We start from the raw sequence: 15,007 nt of genomic DNA, 5'->3' as shown, positions 1-15,007 counted from the left end.
TGTCGGCCTGAAAACGGGTTTCAGACGACCTTTGATGTTTAGGAAGATGTTCCACCCGTCCATTCGGGTACGGTGCCGGTATCGAAGCCTAAAAGTGAAAGCGCGTGGGCGGTGCTGTGGGTAATGATGTCGTCTATGGTTTGCGGCTGCTGGTAGAGGGCGGGGGTAGGCGGGAAGACGATGCCGCCCATTTCGGTAACGCGGCGCATATTGTCCAGATGGGCAAGGTTGAGCGGGGCTTCACGCACCATCAGCACAAGGCGGCGGCGCTCTTTCAGGACTACGTCCGCCGCGCGTGTCAGCAGGTTGTCGCCGAAGCCGTTTGCGACTGCGGCCAGCGTGCGCATCGAACAGGGGGCAATCAGCATCCCGTCGGTTTTAAACGAACCGCTGGCGATGGCTGAGCCTATATGGTTTATCGGATGGACGACATCGGCAAGGCGGTAGAGTTCGTCTTTTTCATACGGTGTTTCCAGCGCGCGCGTCATTTCCGCGCTTTTGGATACCACCAGATGCGTTTCGACATCGTGTGCGCGCAAAAGTGCCAAGGCCTTGATGCCGTATTGGAAACCGCTGGCTCCGCTGATGCCGATAATCAAACGTCGGGTCATGAAAGTCTTTCGTAAAAGCGTATTTTGGCAACATTATAAAGCAGGTCGTCTTAACAGGCAGGTTTCATATTTTGAAAAGCGGCTGTTTGACTGAAGGCAAGGGTAGGGTAGGTGGTTCGGCAGAAGCCGTCGAAATATGTTATAAATAAGCCCTTCTACCGAACTCAAATTGGAGCATACGACATGGAATTGGTATTTATCCGCCACGGACAAAGCGAATGGAACGCAAAAAACCTGTTTACAGGCTGGCGCGACGTGAAACTGAGCGAGCAGGGGCTTGCCGAAGCTGCCGCCGCCGGTAAAAAACTGAAGGAAAAAGGCTACGAGTTCGACATCGCCTTCACTTCCGTCCTGACCCGCGCGATTAAAACCTGCAACATCGTTTTGGAAGAATCCGACCAACTGTTCGTGCCGCAAATCAAAAGCTGGAGGCTGAACGAACGCCACTACGGCCAGCTGCAAGGTTTGGACAAAAAACAAACTGCCGAAAAATACGGCGACGAGCAAGTCCACATCTGGCGCCGCAGCTACGACACCCTGCCTCCGCTGCTCGATCCGAAAGACCCGTTCTCCGCACACAACGACCGCCGTTATGCCAACCTGCCCGCCGATGTCGTACCCGACGGCGAAAATTTGAAAGTTACTTTGGAGCGCGTATTGCCGTTTTGGGAAGACCAAATCGCCCCTGCATTGCTCAGCGGCAAACGCGTCTTGGTCGCCGCACACGGCAACTCCCTGCGCGCATTGGCAAAACACATCGAAGGCATTTCCGACGAAGACATCATGGGCTTGGAAATCCCGACCGGTCAGCCGCTGGTGTACAAATTGGACGACAATTTGAAAGTGGTTGAAAAATTCTATCTGTAAGTTTTGCGGATAATAAAAAGGTCGTCTGAAACCCTGATTTGTGGTTTCAGACGACCTTTTTTAAATCAAATCAACTTACTTCGCCGCATTAAACGCGTCGGTAACTTGTTTGGACGCGTTCAGCAATTCTTGTGCGCCGCCCGCCGCCAAGTAGGTTTCGGGAACGAGGTAAACCACCTGTCCTTTTTTCCATGCAGTCGTTTCGGCGACCAGCGGATTGTTCAACACGTCTTTCGCCGCCTGCCCTTCTTCGCCGATGGCTGCGCTTCGGTCTAGGACAAACAGCCAGTCGGGATTTTTCTCTTTCAGGTATTCGAAGCTGACGGGCTGACCGTGGCTGCCTTCTTTGATGGCTTCGTCAACGGCCGGAACGCCGATGTCTTTGTGCAGCCAGCCGCCGAGTCGTGAAGACGGTCCGAAGGCGGACATTTTCCCGCCGTTGACCAGAATCACCAAACCTTTGCCTTTACCTTGCGCGGCAGTTTTCGCGGCTTCAAAAGACGCGTCGATTTCCGCCTTCAGCTTGTCGGCTTCCGCCTGTTTGCCGAAGATTTGCGCCAAAGCGTCGATACGCTCTTTGGCACTTTCTTTGAGGTTGGCGGTATCGGCGGTCATCTCGATGGTCGGCGCAATGGCGTTCAACTTGTCAAACGCTTTGGCTGCGCGGCTGCCGATGATGATGAGCTGCGGTTTGTAAGCGTTGAGTGCTTCGTAATCCGGCTCGAACAGCGTACCGGCAGGTTTTGTCGTTTTGAAATATTCGTCCAAATAAGGCAGACGGTTTTTATCGACGGACAAACCGGTTTTCACGCCCAATTTGCTTAAAGTATCGAGCATACCCAAGTCATAAACGGCGATGCGTTCAGGATTTTGCGGCACTTTCGCGTCGCCGCGCGTCGTTTTGACGGTCAAATCTGCGCCTTCGGTTTGGGCTGCGGAAGCGGTTTGGGCGTTTTGGTTTGAAGCGGAATCTTTCGGCGAACACGCGCCCAAAGCAAGGGCGCAGCATACGGCTAAAGCAGTTAAACGTAACATGGGATAATTTCTCCGTTGTCGGGTTCGGGGCAGATAATATGGACGGGTCGTCTGAAAATCCGCAAAGCGGATGCTCGCATCAAACACCTGTTCCAATCCTGCCGTTGTCAAAAAAGTTTGGAAAATGCCAGATTGAGAAATCCGATTGACAGGCAGGTCGTCTGAAAACCGAAGCTGATTCAGACGACCTGCCCGTATTTTACCCGCTCTTTTTAGAAGCGGTAGTTCACGCCCAAGCGTACATCACGTCCGGTACCTGGTAGGGTATTGGTCCAGCGTTGACTGTGCGGATAGTAGAACTTGTTGAACACGTTGTTAACTGAAAGATTGATATTGAGCGTGTCTTTGCCCAATGGTTTCCAGTTGGCGAAGACATCGTTCACACCGAAACCTTGGCGTACAACGTTTTCCAGTTTGCCGTCGCGACCTTTTTGACCTGCCACCAATATCGAACCCACGGCTTTTTGAACATAGCGTCCGCGCCAGCCGATTTCCAGATTCGGATTTTGGAAGCGGTAGGCAAGGGAAGCCGTCCAAGTGCGGCCGGTTTGTGCGCCAAACTCGGGGTTCGCGCTTAACAATTTATCTTTGTGTGTATCGTAAAAACGCGGTTTGCTGTGGCTTACGCCGACTTTGGCAGTCAAGCCGCCGGTGCGGTAGGACGCGCCCAATTCGTAACCGTGGTTTTTGATGTAGCCGGCATTGACGGCTTCACGGATGGCGACAGAGTCGTGGCGGTTTTGCGGATTGGCAAGCGCGTCTTTGATGGTCTGCCAGAAGTAGCTGCCGTTTGCGGCAAACGTGCCGTCGTTGTAGTTGAAACCGATTTCGGTATTGCGCGCGCGTTCGGCTTTGGTGCCGTCGGCAATCGAGATGATGCCGCGCTTGCCGTGGGTTTGCAGCGCGTCATACAGGCGCGGGCTGCGGCTGGCGTAGTTGTGGCTTGCGCTGAAGCTCCAGTGTTCGTGCGGCTGCCAAATCACGCCGAAACTCGGGTTAAGGCTGCTGCTTGAAACGGTTTTGCCGTCATGGGTTTTCACCTTGAAGCGGTCGTAACGCAGTCCGCCGGTCAGGGTAAAGCCGTTAATTTCGTGAATGGCTTCGATATACGCGCCGGTATCGGTTTTGGTCGGGTTGGACAGTTTGTAGGAATGGACAAGATCCATATCTTTCTTGTCTTTCGCTTTTTCTTCATCAGTCTTATCTATTTCTTTTTTAGGATCTTTTGGGTCTGGTTTCTTACCGGAGATCTTAAATTCGTTGTTCAAAAACGCTTGCGGCTCGATTTCCTGATGGCGGTAGTTGATACCGTATTTCAACAGGGTTTGTTCGGCAAGGCGGCTGTCGAAGTTGAAGTTCGCACCACGAGTGGCGATTCGGGTATGGTTAGGGCCGACCACATTGCCTGCGTAACCGCTGCCGCTGTCATCGGCGGAATAGCGTTCGTTTTCCAACACATAGGCGTTGGCGTTCAGTTTTTCGACAAAGCCCAGGTTTTTACCCGTGTACTCCAAGTTGGTGTTGGATTGGGTAGTTTCACGGTATGAGGGTTTCTGCCTGTCTTTTGCAGGGTCGGACTCGAAGATTGTAAACTCTTCACGCACAGTACGGATGCCCCGGTGCTGGTCTTTCATGTGGCTCAACACGATGCGGTGGTCGCCGTCGCCGAAGGTTGTTCCGATTTTGGCCAGGTAGCTGCGTTTGTCCAGTGCGCTGTGAGGTACGGTTTTGCCGCCGTTGGGACTTTTGTAGCCTTTACCTGCTTCGTAATCTTTTTCATCGTTGCGGTTGTAAGAGAACAAACCGTCGAAGTTGCCCTCTTTTCCGAATACGCTTGCGCCGTAGTTTACGCCGTCATTAGAGGCATAGCCGCTGCTGAGGCGCACGCCCCAGTTTTTATCCAAGCCTTTGAGCAGGTCTTGGGCATCGACGGTTTTGGTAATAATCGCGCCGTTGGTCGCGCCGATACCGGCAGATGCGGAGCCTGCGCCTTTCTGTACGGAGACGATTTTGACCAGCGCAGGGTCGATGATGAAACGGCCTTGGTGATACAGTATTTGGCTGTCGGAATAGGCATTGTCCACCTTAATATCCACCGAGTTTTGACCCATGCCGCGCAAAGTCAGGTGTTGGGACGTGCCGTTGCCGCCGCCGAAATCGATGGCAGGTTCGTCTTTCAACAATCCGCGCAAATCGGTTGCCGTGCTTTCGTCTTTTTGTTGAAGGGTAACGATATTAGTTTTGATTTTGCTGCCTTGGCGGTCACCTTTTACGGTAACGGTATCAAGGGTAACGCTTTCTTTTGCTTCGTTTTCCGCGTGGGCAAAACCGGCGGCGAGTGCCATTGAAAGCAGGCTGAAGCGGAACAGGGGCGAAGTCATGGAAATTTCCTTCTGTTGGATAAGTTTCAGTTAATCGATAAATTATTTATTAATAATAATTTTTATTTATTTTAAAGGTGGGATATTATTTTGTAAAGGTGTGCATAGTTTTGCGCCAATAATGTTTGGTTTTTTGTTGATTGAAGCATGTGAAGCCCCCCGTCTGTAAAAGGTCGTCTGAAAATGCCTGCCTGCTTGATCAGCATTGAAAGTAGGGCGGGGATGGTGCGCAACTTGTCATGTCTGTTTTCAGACGACCCCGCATAGAAAATTTTTACTTCTTCCCTTGAATTTATCGGGACAAACCCTAATTTGCCGCTGTGTTAAGGTAAGTTTGTTGACAAACTTGCCGCCTTCTTTTTCAAACCGCATCTGCCGGATAAAGGCAGATGATTGTTTTCAAACTATTTATCGGAGCATAAAACATGACCATCCGTCCTTTACACGACCGCGTCGTCGTCAAACGCTTGGAAGCTGAAGAGAAAACCGCATCAGGCATCGTCTTGCCGGGCGCAGCCGCTGAAAAACCCGATATGGGCGAAGTGATCGCCGTAGGTGCGGGCAAAATCGGTAAAGACGGCGAACGCCGTCCGCTGGATGTCAAAGTCGGAGACAAAGTGATTTTCGGCAAATACAGCGGTCAAACCGTTAAAGCCGACGGCGAAGAGCTGTTGGTTATGCGCGAAGAAGATATTTTCGGTATTGTCGAATAAACATTCCGTGCATTCAGAACGACAGGTCGTCTGAAAAGGCATACAAGGTTTTCAGACGACCTCAGACAACATTAAACAATTTTGGAGAATCAAAACATGGCAGCAAAAGACGTACAGTTCGGTAACGAAGTCCGCCAAAAAATGGTCAGCGGCGTGAACACTCTGGCAAACGCCGTCCGCGTAACTTTGGGTCCTAAAGGCCGCAATGTAGTGGTTGACCGCGCATTCGGCGGCCCGCACATCACCAAAGACGGCGTTACCGTCGCTAAAGAAATCGAACTGAAAGACAAATTCGAAAACATGGGCGCGCAAATGGTGAAAGAAGTCGCGTCCAAAACCAACGACGTAGCGGGCGACGGTACGACTACCGCCACCGTACTGGCTCAAGCCATCGTTGCCGAAGGCATGAAATACGTTACCGCCGGTATGAACCCGACCGACCTGAAACGCGGTATCGACAAAGCCGTTGCCGCTTTGGTTGAAGAGCTGAAAAACATCGCCAAACCTTGCGATACTTCCAAAGAAATCGCCCAAGTCGGCTCGATTTCCGCCAACTCTGACGAACAAGTCGGCGCGATTATTGCCGAAGCGATGGAAAAAGTCGGCAAAGAAGGCGTGATTACCGTTGAAGACGGCAAATCTTTGGAAAACGAATTGGATGTCGTCGAAGGTATGCAGTTCGACCGCGGCTACTTGTCCCCTTACTTCATCAATGACGCGGAAAAACAAATCGCTGCGCTGGACAATCCGTTTGTTTTGCTGTTCGACAAAAAAATCAGCAACATCCGCGACCTGCTGCCTGTTTTGGAACAAGTGGCCAAAGCCAGCCGTCCGCTCTTGATTATCGCTGAAGACGTAGAAGGCGAAGCCCTGGCGACTTTGGTGGTGAACAACATCCGCGGCATCCTGAAAACCGTTGCCGTGAAAGCTCCGGGCTTCGGCGACCGTCGCAAAGCCATGTTGCAAGACATCGCCATCCTGACCGGCGGCACCGTGATTGCCGAAGAAGTCGGTCTGTCTTTGGAAAAAGCCACTCTGGAAGACTTGGGTCAAGCCAAACGCATTGAAATCGGTAAAGAAAACACCACCATCATCGACGGCTTTGGCGACGCTGCCCAAATCGAAGCGCGTGTTGCCGAAATCCGCCAACAAATCGAAACCGCAACCAGCGATTACGACAAAGAAAAACTGCAAGAGCGCGTTGCCAAACTGGCAGGCGGCGTGGCAGTGATTAAAGTCGGTGCCGCTACCGAAGTCGAAATGAAAGAGAAAAAAGACCGGGTGGAAGACGCGCTGCACGCTACCCGCGCAGCCGTTGAAGAAGGCGTGGTTGCCGGCGGCGGCGTAGCCCTGTTGCGTGCCCGTGCCGCTTTGGAAAACCTGCACACCGGCAATGCCGACCAAGACGCAGGCGTACAAATCGTCTTGCGCGCCGTTGAGTCTCCGCTGCGCCAAATCGTTGCCAACGCAGGCGGCGAGCCTAGCGTAGTTGTGAACAAAGTGTTGGAAGGCAAAGGCAACTACGGTTACAACGCAGGCTCCGGCGAATACGGCGACATGATCGAAATGGGCGTACTCGACCCCGCCAAAGTAACCCGTTCCGCGCTGCAACACGCCGCGTCTATCGCCGGCCTGATGCTGACGACCGACTGCATGATTGCCGAAATCCCTGAAGAAAAACCAGCTATGCCTGACATGGGCGGCATGGGTGGTATGGGCGGCATGATGTAAGGTTGCCCAAACCTGAGCGCAAACAAAAACCTGCACGGACAACCGTGCAGGTTTTTTCTTATTTGAGGGAAGGTCGTCTAAAAACTGATTTTCAGACGACCTTTTATCATGATGGCGATGCTGTTGCTTTCCTATTTTTTGCGGCAAACGGTCCTTTTCCTTCGATAAGGGGTTGTTGCGTTTCAATCCGTTTTTCGCATTCCGCCATCAATTCGGCTTCCGTCCCTCTGCTGTGGGGGATGACGGGGTTGATGACGACGGTGATGGTGCCAGGGTGTTTGAGGAAGGCATTTTTCGGCCAAAATTCGCCGCTGTTGAGGGAGACGGGGACGATGTCCATTTCAAACATTTTCGCCATGCGCGCGCCGCCGAGTTTATAGCGGCCTTTTTCGCCGGGCGGCAGGCGTGTGCCTTCGGGGAAAATGGTAATCCAGTAGCCTTCGTTTTTGCGCGCCATGCCTTGTTCCATCAGTTGTTTGCTGGCTTCGCGGCTGTTGCTGCGGTCTATGCCTATGGTTTTGACGAGTTTCAGGCCCCAACCGAAGAAGGGGATTTTGAACAATTCGCGTTTGGCGACGTAAACCTGCGGAGGGAAGATTTCTTGCAGGGCGAGGGTTTCCCAGCCGCTTTGGTGTTTGGCGCAGATGATGGAGGGGCGGTCGGGGATGTTTTCGGCACCGATGAGGCGGTATTTGAGTCCGATGATGTGTTTGAGCGACCAGTTGAGGATGCGTACCCAGATCTGCGCCATTTTGTGCGCGCCGCCTTGGACGGGCAGGGCGAGGAGCATGAAGGGGAAAAGTAAAATCAGGCTGGTGCTGAGGATGAACCAGTAGGTCAGGTTGCGGATGAGGAGCATGTTTTTACCTGTCGGATAGGTCGTCTGAAAAATAGGGAGGACAAAATATATAGTAACCTTCAAATCAGGAACATTCATTCCCTCATTCCCGCGCAGGCGGGAATCTAGAGTTTGGGATTACAGTAACCTTTGAATATTTCTGAATACTGACAGTCTGGATTCCCGCCTGCGCGGGAATGACGGCTGTTTAGGTTTCTTTTTTGCGAAGGCTGTCTGAAAATTTGGCCGCGGACAAGGTTTCAGACGACCTCTTTCAGTAATTGCAACGGCAATCTTGTTCTTGCCTCTGTTCGGCGGGAGGAGGCAGATTGCCGAATATGGCTGTTACGGTTTTACCTATCCGTCTGCACAGTCTTGCGCGGTTTCGTGCATGATGTATTGGGAGAAGGCGAGCAGGTTGTCGAAAACTTGGGTGTTTTCGGGTAATTCTTTTTCCTGTTGCGATAGGGTTTTCTTGCCTTTGCCGGTCAGGACGAGCGCGGTTTTGCCACCCGCTTCGTGCATGGCTTGCAGGTCGCGCAGGCTGTCGCCGACCAGCCAGGTTTCGGTGGGGTTGGCTTTGAAGCGTTCGAGGATGTCGTAAATCATGCCGGGCTTGGGTTTACGGCAGTCGCAGTTGTCGGCGGCGGTGTGCGGGCAGAACCAGATGCCGTCGATTTCTCCGCCTGCCTGACGGACGAGGCGGTGCATCTTGGCGTGCATTTCAGTCAGGTCTTGGACGGTGAAGTATTTGCGGCCGATGCCGGATTGGTTGGTGGCAACGGCGATGTTGTAGCCTGCTTGTGTCAGGAAGGCGATGGCGTCCATACTGCCTTCGATGGGTATCCATTCGTCTACGGATTTGACGAAGTCGTCGCGGTCTTGGTTGATGACGCCATCGCGGTCGAGGATGATGAGTTTCACGGTTGCTCTCCGACAGGGGATTCCAAATTGTTTTTCCATTGCTCAAACGCTGCTTGGAAGACGGGTTTGAGGCGTTTGTAGATTTCGGGGGTGTTGGGGACGTGGTAGAAGCCGCCGAGCGACGGGGTGTCGAGAGTGCGGACGTAATCTTCTAGAAATGCGCCGTAGCCGTCTTCTTCATTGTCGTAGTAGTAGGAGGTGAATTGCCGCCCTTGTTCGGTGAAGTCGTCGGACGTGAGCACGCCGTCCATGTGTTTGAGCAGGAAGCGGCGGCCGCTGGTTCTGCCTTTGAGTATATTGGCGAAATCTTCCGCGCTTTCGGGGGCGGTTTGCCAAACGGGATTCGCCAGCCCTGCCTGCGCCGCCCATATCCAGTACATGCCGATATGCGTGGCGGCGTTTTCGGACGGCAGTCCTTCGGGATATTCTTCGTCTAGGTGGAAGCGGATGTTGTCGTACATGGACGGTCGTGTGCTGTGATTCGGAGGGTGTTTATTGTAACGGAAAACGGGAGAGGTCGTCTGAAATCTGTCGGGACGTTTTTCAGACGACCTCTCTGTGAATAGGGGGGATGCTGCGGCCCGGTATGAAAACATGATATACTTCTTTTTATTTCAACCGCCTAGGATATGTCAGGGCGGTTTGTTTCGTTTGAACATTCTGAAAGTCCCTTATGTCCCAATCCACCCCCTCCCCGCTGGGTGAAAAGCAAATGGCGGTTTTGATGGCGATGTTGGTTGCCCTGATGCCGTTTTCGGTCGATGCCTACCTGCCCGCCATACCGGAAATGGCGCAGTCGCTGAGCGCGGATATACACCGTATCGAGCAGAGTTTGGTTTTGTTTATGTTCGGCGTGGCGTTCGGGCAGATTGTCGGCGGTGCGGTTTCGGACATCAAGGGGCGCAGACCGGTGGCTTTGGTCGGTTTGAGCATTTATTTTGCGGCCGTTGCCGCGCTGACGATGGTGCAGTCGGTGGACGGGCTGTTGAACCTGCGCGCGGTACAGGCGTTCGGCGCGGGGATGACGGTGGTCATCGTCGGGGCGATGGTGCGCGATTATTATTCGGGCAGGCAGGCGGCGCAGATGTTTGCATTAATCGGCATTATTTTGATGGTCGTGCCACTGATTGCGCCTATGGTCGGCTCACTGTTGCAGGAATTGGGCGGCTGGCGTTTTATTTTCGGCTTTTTGGCGGCGTATTCGTTTGTTTTGTTTATCTTGGTGTTTACTTTCCTGCCGCGTCCGAAGCAGACGGGCAAAATCGGGATGGATATTTTCGGACTGGTGGCGGGACGGTTCGCCAGAGTGCTGAGAACGCGGGCGGCGATGGGCTATCTGTTTTTTCAGGCGTTCAGCTTTGCGTCGATGTTTGCATTTTTGACGGAATCATCGTTTGTTTACCAAAAGCTGTACCATGTTACGCCACGCGAATACGCTTGGGTGTTTGCGCTGAACATCCTCACGATGGCTTCGTTCAACCGCATCACGGCATGGCGGCTGAAAACGGGGGCGCACCCGCAAAGTATTTTGAAATGGGGCATTATCGTGCAGTTTGTGGCGAACCTGACGATGGTGCTGCTGGTTCTATTGCTGGGGCTGCCGCCGATGTGGGCTTTGGTGCCATGCGTGATGTTTTCGGTAGGCACTCAAGGCTTGGTCGGCGCGAACACGCAGGCTTGCTTTATGACTTATTTCAAGCAGGAAAGCGGCAGTGCGAACGCGGTATTGGGCGTGTTCCAATCCATCATCGGCGCAAGCGTGGGGCTGTTGGCAACACGGCTGCACAATGGTTCTGCGTTGGTGATGGCGGGCATGATGCTGGCTTCGACGGTATGCGGGATTGTGTTGCTCTGGCTCTGCTCGCATCAGGCTTGGAAAGAAAACGATAAAAGCGAATATGTGTGAATCGTGAACGGCAAAAGGTCGTCTGAAAACTTTTCAGACGACCTTTTGCCTGCGGTAGACATTTAATGGCCTAAATTCAAAAAGGACGACAACCGTCAAAAACGGTGCGTGGGAAATAAAATCCCTCTTTTAATTCAGTCCACTATAATCCTGCTTATTTTGCAGCAGGGGTTTGGTTGGCGGGAGCTTGTTCCAGATCTGCTGCAGGGGCGGTCTGGGTTGCGGCCTGGCCTTGTTCGCCCATGGCTTTAACTTCGGCATCGGCGGAAGTGGCTTCAGTTGTTGCAGCTTCGGCGGCTTTGTCTTGTTTCAGATCGTTGGCTTGTTTTTTAGCTTTGTTGGCTTTTTTGTGAACATGTCCTGCTTTAGTAGCGGCTTTACCGGAAGCAGGTTGGGCCATAGCCACAGGAGCAGCGATCAAACCGGCAGAAACAAGAACGAGTGAAGTCAATTTAGACAATGTTTTCATGTGTAATATCCTTTCGGGAAATTTGTCTGATAAAATAATTCCGTCAAATGCCAAATGGCAATTTGCGTAAAGACAAACGCATAACTACTTGGTACGATTGAGTTTTTATTGTAACGGTTTGTTTGTAAACCGAAGTCAGGTCAAGCGAAATTGAAATAAAGTTTCAAAAGGCGGGTTAACCCCCTTGTCCTGCTTTATTAATCGCATCTCATAGCTTGATTGTTTAAATTTATATATTTCATGGCATTACATCCAATGATTTTCGAACATTCCCGCTTTCGCAATGCATCCTACATCTTGATGGGGATTGCCCTGTTTGTGGTGCTGTACTTCCACTTTTTGCCCCTTTTGCTCGCCGTCATCCTGACCTACGTCTTCATCACCAAGACCAACGGCCTGATTCTCTGGCTGCGCCGCCGTACGCTCGCGCGCAATACGTTTCTGCACAAATCGCTCAACGCGCACAATATCAACCTGATTTCGACCACGCTGACCATAGGCATCGTATTGACGGTTATCCTGTTGATGTCGCTGGGGATTTACCACCTGATTCACGGCGGGCACATCACCGTGATGCTGACCAAGCTGGCGGCGATTTTGGAAGACACGAAAAACAGCAGCAGCCTGCCGCAGTCGGTTTTGAACATGCTGCCCAACAATACCGCAGAAATCAAAGCCTATGCGGTCAAATTGATTGAAGAATACAGCGCCGCACTGACGCGCATCAGCAAAAACAGCTTCACCTCGTTCGTGTATATCCTTATCGGCATCATCATCGGCGCAATGCTCAGTTTCCACCGCCTCAACATGCGCAAAAACCGCCGCAAAATGCCGCCCTTCAAGGCAGAGCTGGTGCGGCGGATTGTAAACTTCGAAACCAGCTTCGAGCGCGTGTTTCTGGCGCAGGTCAAAATCTCGCTGATCGATACCGCGCTGACGGGCGTGTACCTTTATCTGATCCTGCCGCTTTTCGGCGTGGAGTTGCCGTTTAAAATAACCGTGTTGGTGATCGCCTTCATCGTCGGGCTGATTCCCGTCGCGGGTAACCTGATTTCCAACACCATCATTATCATCTTGAGCCTCGGCGCGTCTTTATATGTGGCGGTCGCCTCGCTGGTGTTTCTGGTCGTCATCCACAAGCTCGAATACTTCCTGAACGCGAAAATCATCGGTTCGGAAATCGAATCAAGCGCATGGGAACTGCTGGTAGCGATGGTCGTATTCGAACGGATTTTCGGCGTCGGCGGCATCATCGTCGCACCGGTTTATTATGCGTATCTGAAGAATGAGTTGAAACAGCAGAAATTGATTTGAGTGTTGACGCGGTAATGTGGAAAGGTCGTCTGAAAACTATTTTCAGACGACCTTTTTCAGTTACAGCAGCTTGATCCCTTCCCCTTATCCGACGGGGGAAAGCTGGGATAGGGTGGCTTGCAAATATACGGAACAAGGGACAAGAGCCACCCTCTCCCCAACCCTCTCCCGTCGGACGGGAGAGGGCGGATTCTCGCGGGCGAAGCCCACGCTACGGTTACCCTTCACCCCAGAACAAACAATTCCCGCCCGTGCCACTTCAGCCAACTTTTAGCATTGTCGGTATGCGGCGTCAGCGTGTTCACCAAATGCCAAAAGCGCGGACTGTGGTCGGGGTGGCGGAGGTGGCAGAGTTCGTGGATGCAGACATAGTCGGCGACGTACTCGGGCGCGCCGATCAGCCGCCAGTTGAGGCGGATGCCGGTGTGCGGGCGGCATACGCCCCAAAAGGTTTTGGCGTTGCTCAGGTCTGTGGCAGCGGGCGTCAGTCCTGTTTCGGCTGCGTGTTTTTTAAGGCGGGGCAGCAGGTATTCGCGGGCGCGTTCGTTCAACAGGCGGCGCAGGTGGTCGATTTGTGCGGCGGTTTCTTTTCGGGGAAGCAGGATTTCAGACGACGTAATACGGATATGGCTTTGGCTGTGGGTATCCAGCTTGGTCTTTACTCCCAGATACCAAATCCACTCGGGTAAGTTTGGATGGGAAACAGGATGTACGGGCGTTTTGGCAAGCGTGTTCCGCAATATCGTTTCGTTTGTCGACAGCCAGTTTGCCAACGCGTGGTCTTGAAAAAAGGGTGGGACGTTGATGCTGACCGTTTGCATATTGACGGGGCGTAGAATCAGATTTTTCTTGGCACTGCGTTTGAGTTCGATTTCGATGCACAAACCGTCGGAAAGAGGATAGGTGAAGCGTTTCATAGTTGTGAATAGGTTTCAGACCGGATACATCGTCTGAAACAGGGATTTTCCATATCAGGCGGCAAACTTCGGATAATATACAAAATCAAACATCTGCGCTACAAGGTTCAGCCGAACAAACCGCCGATATATTTGCTGATGGTGATGGCGCTGAGTACTGCCATCAAACCGACCACAATCACGCCGGAAACAGTGAGCCACAGCGGGTGTTTGTAGTCGCCGACAATTTTGGTTTTGTAGGTGGCAATCAGAATCAGACCGAGGGAAATCGGTAAAATCAGGCCGTTTAATGCGCCTACGAACACCAGCACCTGCGCCGGTTTGCCGATGGTGGAAAATACGGCGGTAGACACGGCGATAAAGGCAATAATCCATTTGTTTTTATTGCGTTCGATAGACGGGCTGAGACCGGAGAAGAACGACACCGAAGTATAAGCCGCACCAATCACCGAAGTAATCGAAGCCGCCCAAATCACCACGCCGAAAATCAGCAGACCGATGTATCCCGCCGCATATTCAAACGGTGTGGAAGCAGGGTTGTCGGGATTGAGCTGCACGCCTTGGCTGACCACGCCCAAAACCGCCAAAAACAATACAATCCGCATAATCGAGGCAATCAGAATCGCCCGCACCGAGCTTTGGCTCACTTCCGGCAACGCCGATTTGCCTTTGATGCCTGCGTCCAGCAGACGGTGCGCACCGGCGAAGGTGATGTAGCCGCCGACCGTGCCGCCCACCAGTGTAACAATCGCCATTGCATCGAGTTTTTCCGGCATAAAGGTATGCACGGCGGCATCTGCCAGCGGCGGATTCGCCTGCCATGCCACATAAACCGTCAGCGCAATCATTACGAAACCCATCACTTGGGCGAATTTGTCCATCACTTTGCCTGCTTCTTTAAACAGAAACACACCGATGGCAATCACGCCGCTGATCACGGCACCGGTTTCCGGCGACAGTCCGGTCAGCAGATTCAGACCCAAGCCTGCCCCGCCGACGTTACCGATATTGAACGCCAAACCGCCCATCACAATCAGCACAGCCAAGAAATAGCCTGCGCCGGGCAAGACCTGATTGGCAATATCCTGCGCCCGTTTTTCGGAAACGGCGACAATCCGCCAAATATTGAGCTGCGCCCCGATGTCGAGCAGAATCGAGAGCAGAATAACAAAGCCGAAACTTGCCGCCAGTGCTTGGGTGAAGGTGGCGGTTTGGGTCAGAAAGCCGGGGCCGATGGCGGAAGTCGCCATCAGGAATGCAGCGCCGATTAAGGCATTTCTGCGGTTTTTTTGATCAGACAT

14 protein-coding genes are annotated in these 15,007 nt (G+C 52.6%); 5 read left to right on the top strand and 9 right to left on the bottom strand.

Going from position 1 to position 15,007, the window contains the following annotated elements; translation table 11 throughout:
* Positions 1-38: 38 nt before the first annotated feature.
* A complete protein-coding gene (locus tag DBY90_RS03910) occupies positions 39-611 on the bottom strand; it encodes a UbiX family flavin prenyltransferase (protein ID WP_070492640.1) in 573 nt (190 codons plus the stop codon).
* A 183-nt stretch (positions 612-794) separates the two neighbouring features.
* Here DBY90_RS03910 and DBY90_RS03905 point away from each other — a divergent pair, with 183 nt between their 5' ends.
* Positions 795-1,478 (top strand): 2,3-diphosphoglycerate-dependent phosphoglycerate mutase, encoded by a 684-nt coding sequence (locus tag DBY90_RS03905; RefSeq protein ID WP_003744516.1) that lies wholly within the window; start codon positions 795-797, stop codon positions 1,476-1,478.
* Positions 1,479-1,553: 75 nt separating this feature from the next.
* On the opposite strand, the gene DBY90_RS03900 is transcribed toward DBY90_RS03905, so the two are convergent.
* Both DBY90_RS03900 and fetA read right to left on the bottom strand, forming a co-directional pair.
* Positions 1,554-2,513, bottom strand: a complete 960-nt coding sequence (locus DBY90_RS03900) for a siderophore ABC transporter substrate-binding protein (RefSeq protein ID WP_019270885.1) — start codon at positions 2,511-2,513, stop codon at positions 1,554-1,556.
* A 212-nt stretch (positions 2,514-2,725) separates the two neighbouring features.
* Complete coding sequence (fetA, locus tag DBY90_RS03895; RefSeq protein WP_070492639.1) at positions 2,726-4,894, bottom strand: TonB-dependent siderophore receptor FetA/FrpB; 2,169 nt, start codon at positions 4,892-4,894, stop codon at positions 2,726-2,728.
* Positions 4,895-5,319: 425 nt separating this feature from the next.
* Between fetA and groES the strand changes: the two genes are divergently transcribed.
* Positions 5,320-5,607 (top strand): co-chaperone GroES, encoded by a 288-nt coding sequence (gene groES / locus DBY90_RS03885; protein ID WP_003684150.1) that lies wholly within the window; start codon positions 5,320-5,322, stop codon positions 5,605-5,607.
* 96 nt (positions 5,608-5,703) lie between these two features.
* The gene (gene groL, locus DBY90_RS03880; protein WP_003744506.1) at positions 5,704-7,338 is read left to right on the top strand and encodes a chaperonin GroEL; all 1,635 of its coding nucleotides are present in this window, start codon (positions 5,704-5,706) and stop codon (positions 7,336-7,338) included.
* Between the two features lie 106 nt (positions 7,339-7,444).
* Here the strand turns inward: groL and DBY90_RS03875 are convergent, their stop codons facing one another.
* The 3 genes from DBY90_RS03875 to DBY90_RS03865 form a co-directional block, all read right to left on the bottom strand.
* Positions 7,445-8,197 carry a lysophospholipid acyltransferase family protein gene (locus tag DBY90_RS03875; RefSeq protein ID WP_070492638.1) on the bottom strand — a complete coding sequence of 251 codons (753 nt, stop codon included), beginning with the start codon at positions 8,195-8,197 and terminating at the stop codon, positions 7,445-7,447.
* A gap of 336 nt (positions 8,198-8,533) precedes the next feature.
* Complete coding sequence (gene gmhB, locus DBY90_RS03870) at positions 8,534-9,100, bottom strand: D-glycero-beta-D-manno-heptose 1,7-bisphosphate 7-phosphatase (RefSeq protein WP_070492637.1); 567 nt, start codon at positions 9,098-9,100, stop codon at positions 8,534-8,536.
* A complete protein-coding gene (locus tag DBY90_RS03865; RefSeq protein ID WP_070492636.1) occupies positions 9,097-9,561 on the bottom strand; it encodes a DUF7832 domain-containing protein in 465 nt (154 codons plus the stop codon). The genes gmhB and DBY90_RS03865 overlap by 4 nt, the downstream gene beginning before the upstream one ends.
* A 212-nt stretch (positions 9,562-9,773) precedes the next feature.
* Here DBY90_RS03865 and DBY90_RS03860 point away from each other — a divergent pair, with 212 nt between their 5' ends.
* A complete protein-coding gene (locus tag DBY90_RS03860; protein ID WP_070492635.1) occupies positions 9,774-11,006 on the top strand; it encodes a multidrug effflux MFS transporter in 1,233 nt (410 codons plus the stop codon).
* Between the two features lie 154 nt (positions 11,007-11,160).
* Here DBY90_RS03860 and DBY90_RS03855 read toward each other — a convergent pair whose 3' ends face one another.
* On the bottom strand, positions 11,161-11,475 hold the full coding sequence (locus tag DBY90_RS03855; protein WP_070492634.1) for a late embryogeneis abundant protein: 315 nt from the start codon (positions 11,473-11,475) through the stop codon (positions 11,161-11,163).
* A gap of 255 nt (positions 11,476-11,730) precedes the next feature.
* Here DBY90_RS03855 and DBY90_RS03850 point away from each other — a divergent pair, with 255 nt between their 5' ends.
* Entirely contained in the window at positions 11,731-12,789 is a 1,059-nt protein-coding gene (locus DBY90_RS03850) for an AI-2E family transporter (RefSeq protein WP_070492633.1), read from the top strand.
* A 224-nt stretch (positions 12,790-13,013) separates the two neighbouring features.
* On the opposite strand, the gene DBY90_RS03845 is transcribed toward DBY90_RS03850, so the two are convergent.
* Both DBY90_RS03845 and DBY90_RS03840 read right to left on the bottom strand, forming a co-directional pair.
* Positions 13,014-13,706, bottom strand: a complete 693-nt coding sequence (locus tag DBY90_RS03845; protein WP_070492632.1) for a YgjP family zinc-dependent metalloprotease — start codon at positions 13,704-13,706, stop codon at positions 13,014-13,016.
* A gap of 107 nt (positions 13,707-13,813) precedes the next feature.
* The gene (locus DBY90_RS03840; protein ID WP_070492631.1) at positions 13,814-15,007 is read right to left on the bottom strand and encodes an NRAMP family divalent metal transporter; all 1,194 of its coding nucleotides are present in this window, start codon (positions 15,005-15,007) and stop codon (positions 13,814-13,816) included.

Origin of the sequence: Neisseria mucosa, assembly GCF_003044445.1 — a bacterium.
Taxonomy (GTDB): domain Bacteria; phylum Pseudomonadota; class Gammaproteobacteria; order Burkholderiales; family Neisseriaceae; genus Neisseria; species Neisseria mucosa_A.
The sequence above is the reverse complement of the archived record's forward strand: the minus strand, read 5'-3'. Positions and strand labels throughout refer to the sequence as shown.

Bases quoted from the DNA above. Each gene is read 5' to 3' on its own strand.
- DBY90_RS03850 (WP_070492633.1), top strand. From the start codon at position 11,731: ATGATTTTCGAACATTCCCGCTTTCGCAATGCATCCTACATCTTGATG.
- DBY90_RS03900 (WP_019270885.1), bottom strand. From the start codon at position 2,513: ATGTTACGTTTAACTGCTTTAGCCGTATGCTGCGCCCTTGCTTTGGGC.
- DBY90_RS03840 (WP_070492631.1), bottom strand. From the start codon at position 15,007: ATGTCTGATCAAAAAAACCGCAGAAATGCCTTAATCGGCGCTGCATTC.
- DBY90_RS03855 (WP_070492634.1), bottom strand. From the start codon at position 11,475: ATGAAAACATTGTCTAAATTGACTTCACTCGTTCTTGTTTCTGCCGGT.
- DBY90_RS03910 (WP_070492640.1), bottom strand. From the start codon at position 611: ATGACCCGACGTTTGATTATCGGCATCAGCGGAGCCAGCGGTTTCCAA.
- fetA (WP_070492639.1), bottom strand. From the start codon at position 4,894: ATGACTTCGCCCCTGTTCCGCTTCAGCCTGCTTTCAATGGCACTCGCC.
- groL (WP_003744506.1), top strand. From the start codon at position 5,704: ATGGCAGCAAAAGACGTACAGTTCGGTAACGAAGTCCGCCAAAAAATG.
- groES (WP_003684150.1), top strand. From the start codon at position 5,320: ATGACCATCCGTCCTTTACACGACCGCGTCGTCGTCAAACGCTTGGAA.
- DBY90_RS03905 (WP_003744516.1), top strand. From the start codon at position 795: ATGGAATTGGTATTTATCCGCCACGGACAAAGCGAATGGAACGCAAAA.
- DBY90_RS03875 (WP_070492638.1), bottom strand. From the start codon at position 8,197: ATGCTCCTCATCCGCAACCTGACCTACTGGTTCATCCTCAGCACCAGC.
- DBY90_RS03865 (WP_070492636.1), bottom strand. From the start codon at position 9,561: ATGTACGACAACATCCGCTTCCACCTAGACGAAGAATATCCCGAAGGA.
- DBY90_RS03860 (WP_070492635.1), top strand. From the start codon at position 9,774: ATGTCCCAATCCACCCCCTCCCCGCTGGGTGAAAAGCAAATGGCGGTT.
- DBY90_RS03845 (WP_070492632.1), bottom strand. From the start codon at position 13,706: ATGAAACGCTTCACCTATCCTCTTTCCGACGGTTTGTGCATCGAAATC.